This window comes from Aquimarina sp., from assembly GCF_977115655.1.
Map to the genome: position 1 here is coordinate 1 of NZ_CDSBKO010000113.1, position 7,621 is coordinate 7,621.

A 7,621-nucleotide genomic window follows, 5' to 3' on the forward strand; every position below is an offset into this window, starting at 1 on the left:
TGGTGTAAAATTCTAAATAATATGCATGGCAATTCTCATCCTTTTTGGGTGGGAAGTCGAAAAAACAGTTTAAGAAATTGTTATGAAGCTATTCTTCTTCCCAGAGAGTAAACCCGAATCATGCCCTCTAAAGTTTTATTGGATTTTGTTTTCTTTCTTTAAGTTTATTAATAAGTGTAACCTTTTCCACAGAGGGTCAAAAAAAAAAAGACAATATGGGTTTAGTAAGTACCCATATTGTCTTTTTTTGATCTATTATCTATGTTTTATAAACCCTTTTGTATTTTGATATTTTTGAATCCCAAATTTGTCAATTTTTGTATTTATCGATAAGAATTAAGTGTATTAACAGGACCGTCCTCGGGAGGATACGTGTTTTGGCAAAAAAACTATTCCCGATAGTCTTACAGGTCCTGCCAAATTGTAATTTTATTCATTTCCCTATAAACAGAAACATTAACGCCTTTTTTATCCTATTGGTTTAAAAACATATAACTGGCATCTATTTTATTAAATCGGACAATGCTGAGGACAAGGGATTGAATCATCATAAATAAACTTTCCTTTTGTTAGCAGGTGTTTCTTAGTATCCAGTTCTGGCAAAAAAACAGTGGTAAACTTACCTTTAGGGTTAACCCCCCATACTAAGTTTACACCTTTTTCCTCGCTTTGCAACATGTGTTCTATTACAGCTACCGGCATGCTAAAATAACGAATACGCTCATCGCTATACCCAATAGCATCGATAAGTGTATTGTTTTTCCATTTTTGTTGCCATCCAGAAATAAAATCCGCAGCTTTGTCCGGTTGCAATATATGCGGGGCTACAGATTTAGAAAGTGCTGTAGTCTCAAAACGTTTAGATTTTTCGGCAACTAATTTATTCATGACTTTTTGTAAGGAAACAGGGGTGGCCAATGTTCCTTTGGTAATATCCCCGTTTGGGTTTGCCCCAGCCACACGCACTTGTAATTGTTTATTTTCTACTTCCAAAATAAAAAGAACTGTGGATACTTCTGGTAGCTTCAATGCTTGTTCCAATGCTTCTTTGGGGATATTGAACCCGTTTTCAGAAGCACCAAAAACCTCTTTAGGGCTTGCGGTTTTCCAATTAAGGGTCAAATCTTGCCCTTCTACATGGTTTTGAGGTTCCTCCTCTTGCTGGCAAGCAACACTTACCCCCAACAGAACTAAAAATAATAAACGGATAGCTTTCATGGTTTTAATTTTAAAAGGTTATTAGTAACTGGTGCAAAATTCTAAATAATGTGCATGGCAATTCTCATCCTTTTTGGGTAGGAAGTCGAAAAAACAGTTTAAGAAATTGTTAATACAATAATGTTGAACTTTGCCTGCTCATCTTCTGTAACCGTGATGTGATTTAAACAGTATATAATTGATTAACCATATTAAATATGTAATGTTCTGGAATTATATGGTTCATGACTTAAAACCTATCTTACATTCCTACCGTTATATCATGATCACAATATATTAGAGTTATAAAAGCTAAAACCATCATATCAATCAATAATCAAGATACGACCAGTTCTATAACTATTATTTGATATAATCCGTACAAAATAAACACCACATGTAAGTTCACTTAAAAATAATGGAATTTGATAAGTCCCTTCGTATAAGAATTCTCTTTTTTCTGAATAAACTTTAGAACCTTGTTGATCAACCACTTCAATATATAGCTTGCTGTTTTTAGAAAGAATTATATACTCAATATTCACATTACCTCTGCTAGGATTAGGGTAAACAAGTAGATTTTCTTGGTTATTTTTTTTATTTATACCCTCTGAAAACATTTCTCTTTCATAAATGACTTCTAAATCTCTGAAATCTGGGGTATAAGAATAACCAAACATATTAAAGTTTTTGAAATATGAATTATATGGTTGGTCTAGTACACTTTGATGGCTTTTAAACCGCCCATTTTCGAGATTATCAAAGGATGGAACAATAGCACGAAAATTACTCCCATAATTAACCTGAAAGTTTGGTGTCAAAATTATCTCATTTCCAGCAAGAAGTTCAACATTATTTAGATCATCACCTACATAAAAATCACCTCCTGCTTCTACCGTATTAGTGGCCAATACAACATTTTTAAACGAATAAGTTTTATAGTCATTTTGACTATTAAGTGTGATTATGTCAGGAACTTTGAAAAGAGAAGTTACATCATAAGGGTTGACGGATACAGAGTTAAATAAAGAACCTGGTTCTTCAGATATTGTAATGGGGAAATTTTTTATTACTATTATTTCATTTCCGTTGTTCTTATTATTATCTGTTTGAAATTTGATTTCCACAAAAATGCCTGAAGGTAATATTATATTATTAGAATTAGGTCTCCCTGACGTTATATCATAAACTCCTCCATTAACAATACTTTCTAAAAGTATTGGATTTTTAGGCTCAATAGGAGCATGATCTTTAAAAGTAAATCCAGCATTCATTGAGGTAATACTTAAGCCTGAACTATGATTAAATGTATAATTAAGTCGATTTTTTAACCGAAATGCATAGTAAAAAATTCTGCTATCAGATGATGACCTAAAGTATTGTGATTCTTGATCCCATAGAACTATCGGTTTATTGACTAGGTTGAACACTCCTAAAGAAAAATCATTTAATGGAATATAATATTGAGAAGTAGGAGGTACATCTGGGGTAAGTATAAAATCATGACTTATAAGGAGTTTTGTGTTTGATATTGTTCCTTTTAACTTCAATGAACCTTTTAGTTTCAGAGGCTTAGGAGAAGCATCATTACTAAAGAAGAAAGAATTAACGACACCAGCTAAACCAGCCATATAAGGTACTGCGCTAGCTAAACTAGAATTAGAAATTCTCGATAGCTTATCAAACCACCAAGGTTTACTGCTTCCCCCGTCAATTTTTTTTTGTTCAGTATTTACCTTGTCTTTTATTGCTTTGATTGCTTTTTCTGAAGATTTATAAAATTTTTGCCCTTTATCAAATGCTTCTTTGAGATTACCTTCCGAGCTTTTAGAACCTTCCAAATCAGCATCATCGAGAACTTGATTAAGTGTAAACTCTGTAGATTCTACGCCTATAGTGGATTCATCAATCCCCCAGATTTGAATTCGAATTCTTGAATCAACATTCATTGTGGGGTCATACCCAAAAATTTGAAAATCAGCATATCCCCAACCTTGAAATAATGCAGCTTTGCCCATAAAATTTAGTGTATTTTCGGCATCATAGTCATTCAAAAATGCTTTCTCATCATCTGAAAAGGTCATCAAAGCCCCGGCTAATAGTGGATCAACAAATGAAAGTTCCGCTCGATAGTACGTGTAAGAAATATTCTGAGCATTATAAAACATGTACCTTAATATTCCTCTATATTTATTGTATAATACGAAGAAAGGTTGAGCAGGAGCATTTGTTACACTGCCAAAATCACGATAAGCTAAAACCCAACCATCTTCGGGCCACATATCTTTCTTGTTATCAACAGTGTTTAAAGGATGTCCAGAGGTAAAGAACGGAGTTTGCTTACCTGCAGGAACTTTAACAGGAGTAGATTGACCAATAACTTCATAGTACATATCAAGACCACTAGTATACTCTTGATACCAAATCCAGTTAGGATCCTTATTGGGATCATTAGCTCTAATCATTCTCGCGTTTTCCTGCGCTTGACCCCCTAAGCAAATAACCAATAATACTGAAATAAATATTTTTTTCATTTTTTTTAAGTAAAATTCTAAATAATATGCATGGCAATTCTCATCCTTTTTGGGTGGGAAGTCGAAAAAACAGTTTAAGAAATTGTTATGAAGCTATTCTTCTTCCCAGAGAGTAAACCCGGATCATGCCCTCTAAAGTTTTTATTGGATTTTATTTTCTTGTTTTAACCTGCTTTATGCAGTAAAGCTTAGTAATGAAGCTTGAAAATGCCATAAGTACAGTCGTTTTCTTGCTATAATCAAAAAAAGACAATATGGGTTTAGTAAGTACCCATATTGTCTTTTTTTGATCTATTATCTATGTTTTATAAACCCTTTTGTATTTTGATATTTTTGAATCCCAAATTTGTCAATTTTTGTATTTATCGATAAGAATTAAGTGTATTAACAGGACCATCCTCGGGAGGATACGTGTTTTGGCAAAAAAAACTATTCCCGATAGTCTTACAGATCCTGCCAAATTGTAATTTTATTCATTTCCCTATACAAAAACAACAGAAACATTGACGCCTTTTTTATCCTATTGGTTTAAAAACACATAACTGGCACCTATAGCTAAATCAACATAAAATAACATTAATCTTTCTAGTAAAAAATCGAATTTCTACGTTAAAAATACTCGTCATAGCTCTGCTATGACTGTGTTTTTTGCCTTGAACTTCGATTTTTTACTTTATAAATCTTTTATGCCATTTCATATTAATTTAGCTATATTTTATTAAATCGGACACATCTGAGGACAAGGCACTGATTCATCATAAATAAACTTTCCTTTTGTTAGCAGGTGTTTCTTAGTATCCAGTTCTGGCAAAAAAACAGTGGTAAACTTACCTTTAGGGTTAACCCCCCATACTAAGTTTACACCTTTTTCCTCGCTTTGCAACATGTGTTCTATTACAGCTACCGGCATGCTAAAATAACGAATACGCTCATCGCTATACCCAATAGCATCGATAAGTGTATTGTTTTTCCATTTTTGTTGCCATCCAGAAATAAAATCCGCAGCTTTGTCCGGTTGCAATATATGCGGGGCTACAGATTTAGAAAGTGCTGTAGTCTCAAAACGTTTAGATTTTTCGGCAACTAATTTATTCATGACTTTTTGTAAGGAAACAGGGGTGGCCAATGTTCCTTTGGTAATATCCCCGTTTGGGTTTGCCCCAGCCACACGCACTTGTAATTGTTTATTTTCTACTTCCAAAATAAAAAGAACTGTGGATACTTCTGGTAGCTTCAATGCTTGTTCCAATGCTTCTTTGGGGATATTGAACCCGTTTTCAGAAGCACCAAAAACCTCTTTAGGGCTTGCGGTTTTCCAATTAAGGGTCAAATCTTGCCCTTCTACATGGTTTTGAGGTTCCTCCTCTTGCTGGCAAGCAACACTTACCCCCAACAGAACTAAAAATAATAAACGGATAGCTTTCATGGTTTTAATTTTAAAAGGTTATTAGTAACTGGTGCAAAATTCTAAATAATATGCATGGCAATTCTCATCCTTTTTGGGTGGGAAGTCGTAAAAACAGTTTAAGAAATTGTTATGAAGCTATTCTTCTTCCTAGAGAGTATGTAGTTTTTTGAATAGCCCTATTACATAGTAAGTCTTTTTTTTCATTTCTTAATTGAACCATACTGTAGGAATTATAAATAAGGACTCGAATATACGTAGTGCGGGTTTTCAAAGTACTGCACTATCAAACCGCTACTTTGTTTATTAAATGCTCTGTAGTTATAATTTACCTAATCGCCCGCATTACGTATATTTATTGTAAACAGTTACTCTTTCACCAATTTTGATAAATATATTTTTCCATCTTTTTCTAAATATAACTTAATAAGATATATACCATTACTTAAGCTTGCTATACTAAAAGGAATAGTATTTTGTCCCTCAAAGCAATCAACTTGCTTTTGTCTGATTTTTGTTTCTCCTAGTAATGAAATAACTTCTATGTGGGCAATTTCATTAGAAACTGAATAAAATGAAAGATTAATCATGTCACTGGACGCAGGATTTGGAGATATTGAAAAGTTTTTAATATCAGTATGGTTGTGCTCTACTATCTCTTTATCATGTAATTTTTTCTTTTCAGATTCCAGATATAATTCTATTACTTTGGATTCAATATTGTTTTCCTTTGTTTTCGAAATATATGTGGATTTAAGTTGGCTAGAATTACTCATCGTAACTAAATCGCAATCATTTATTGGTTCAACTTTTGCAGTAAAATCTGAGCCTGCTTTTGCAGAAAATCCAGGATTAAGCGTTATTTCATTTTGAGCAATTAAGGTTACATTTGCACCTGAGTTTATCGTATAAGAATTATCAGAAACCACTTCAATTCTTTCAGAAGATGCGTAAGTCTCATTATCTCCATAATTTGATACCCCAGATAAAGACAAAATATTTTTATTATACCAAGGTTCACCTTCTGTCATATATAAAATTAAGTTAAGGTGCATTGATCCAACTTGACCAGAAGTGAACTCGTCCCTACAGGAGGCACTTGTGTAGGACATAAAGTTATTAACAGGGGGCGTAAAAACATCACCCCATAAATCTTTTTCTGTACCAGTATAAGTACATCCAGAAAGATTAGGTATTAAACCTCTTGGTGAGGCTTCAGTGTCGCAGATTCCATCACCATTTATTTCACACTTTAATTTACCATGTGTCGATAAACAACCATGTTCACGCCAATTTTTTCTTCCTCTACTTACAGATTCTTGATAACATTTTTTATCAACGTCTCCATTATTAAATTTTGAAGTTCTGGCTGATTCATGGGTATGAAGTAAGCCAAGTGTATGGCCAATTTCATGAACAATCGACCTTTCCATCCATAAATCCGAACCATCTTCAATTACAAAACTGAAGTTATTTTCATCTTCGGGAAATCTTGCTCTGCCACCCCAATTATCATCTGGATTTGGATAGTCTACATTGCTAATAAAATGCCAGTTTAAAGCCTTAGGATCTCTATTTTCACCTATCATACGGTTAAACTCATCATCTGAATTTACTGTATTATATGTTGTGCTATTTATATGTTCAAAAGCACATTTATTATAAAATCTAATGTTTGCGTTATTATTAGCAAAATGGGTATTTGTTTTTGTTATAAAATCTTCCGCTTCCGCCTCAGTTACAGCCTGATTTGTTCCGTTATCATTATGATAAATCCATATCTTAACAGGGATATTAAAAAGAAAATCATTGGTTTGATATCCAATAGAAGCAGATTTTAACTGACTTGTTTGGGAGGTTATATCCAATACATTATATAGTATTTCATTATTCCCATAATGAGGCATTTTAACAAACGATGCTGAATCTTTCTTTACATCACAATTATAACTTTGCCCAAATAGTATAATTGGCGATAAGGTAATTAGTAAAAGTATACTCTGTTTCATTATTATATCTTTTGTATTGTTTTTTTATCACATTGATTACAGATCAATGAGTCATTGAAATAAAAGTTGTATAAATAATTTGAACAACATTGTCCCTTAAACTCTTCAAAATCAAAATTTAGTGTGTCATTTTGCTCATCATCATAACCTGTTAATCCAAAATTAACCATCAGAGTCAAGCAAAGTAATTGTTTCATGGCACAATGTTTTTCTTAATTGTTTACAACAGCCTGTGTAAAATTTATAATGAATAATAAAACACTTATACTAATGTTTATACTCTAAAGTTTTTATTTGTTCCTGCAAATTTTTATTTTCTTTTTTCAATTCTATCATGTATAGCGTTAACTCTTCTATCTTTTGTAATAGTTGGATCTGGAATGTACCTACATTAACATCATTTTTGATCATCTCTGCTTCGCTGGCAATTTCTGGCAGGTGCTTATGTTCTTTGATAAAACTTTCCACTTCTTCTA

At 32.8% G+C, this 7,621-nt stretch carries 4 protein-coding genes and 1 pseudogene; all 5 read right to left on the reverse strand.

What is annotated here, in order from left to right; genetic code table 11:
* Positions 1-510: 510 nt before the first annotated feature.
* On the reverse strand, positions 511-1,218 hold the full coding sequence (locus ACZIYX_RS23285) for a hypothetical protein (RefSeq protein ID WP_462684667.1): 708 nt from the start codon (positions 1,216-1,218) through the stop codon (positions 511-513).
* 305 nt (positions 1,219-1,523) lie between these two features.
* Positions 1,524-3,731 (reverse strand): T9SS type A sorting domain-containing protein, encoded by a 2,208-nt coding sequence (locus ACZIYX_RS23290; RefSeq protein ID WP_462684668.1) that lies wholly within the window; start codon positions 3,729-3,731, stop codon positions 1,524-1,526.
* Positions 3,732-4,449: 718 nt separating this feature from the next.
* Positions 4,450-5,157 carry a hypothetical protein gene (locus ACZIYX_RS23295; RefSeq protein ID WP_462684669.1) on the reverse strand — a complete coding sequence of 236 codons (708 nt, stop codon included), beginning with the start codon at positions 5,155-5,157 and terminating at the stop codon, positions 4,450-4,452.
* Positions 5,158-5,504: 347 nt separating this feature from the next.
* The gene (locus ACZIYX_RS23300) at positions 5,505-7,145 is read right to left on the reverse strand and encodes a 3-coathanger stack domain-containing protein (protein WP_462684670.1); all 1,641 of its coding nucleotides are present in this window, start codon (positions 7,143-7,145) and stop codon (positions 5,505-5,507) included.
* A 267-nt stretch (positions 7,146-7,412) separates the two neighbouring features.
* Positions 7,413-7,621, reverse strand: a pseudogene (locus tag ACZIYX_RS23305) (hypothetical protein); the annotation flags it as partial.

Coding starts and splice junctions, on each gene's coding strand:
- ACZIYX_RS23285 (WP_462684667.1), bottom strand. CDS start 1,218: ATGAAAGCTATCCGTTTATTATTTTTAGTTCTGTTGGGGGTAAGTGTT.
- ACZIYX_RS23290 (WP_462684668.1), bottom strand. CDS start 3,731: ATGAAAAAAATATTTATTTCAGTATTATTGGTTATTTGCTTAGGGGGT.
- ACZIYX_RS23295 (WP_462684669.1), bottom strand. CDS start 5,157: ATGAAAGCTATCCGTTTATTATTTTTAGTTCTGTTGGGGGTAAGTGTT.
- ACZIYX_RS23300 (WP_462684670.1), bottom strand. CDS start 7,145: ATGAAACAGAGTATACTTTTACTAATTACCTTATCGCCAATTATACTA.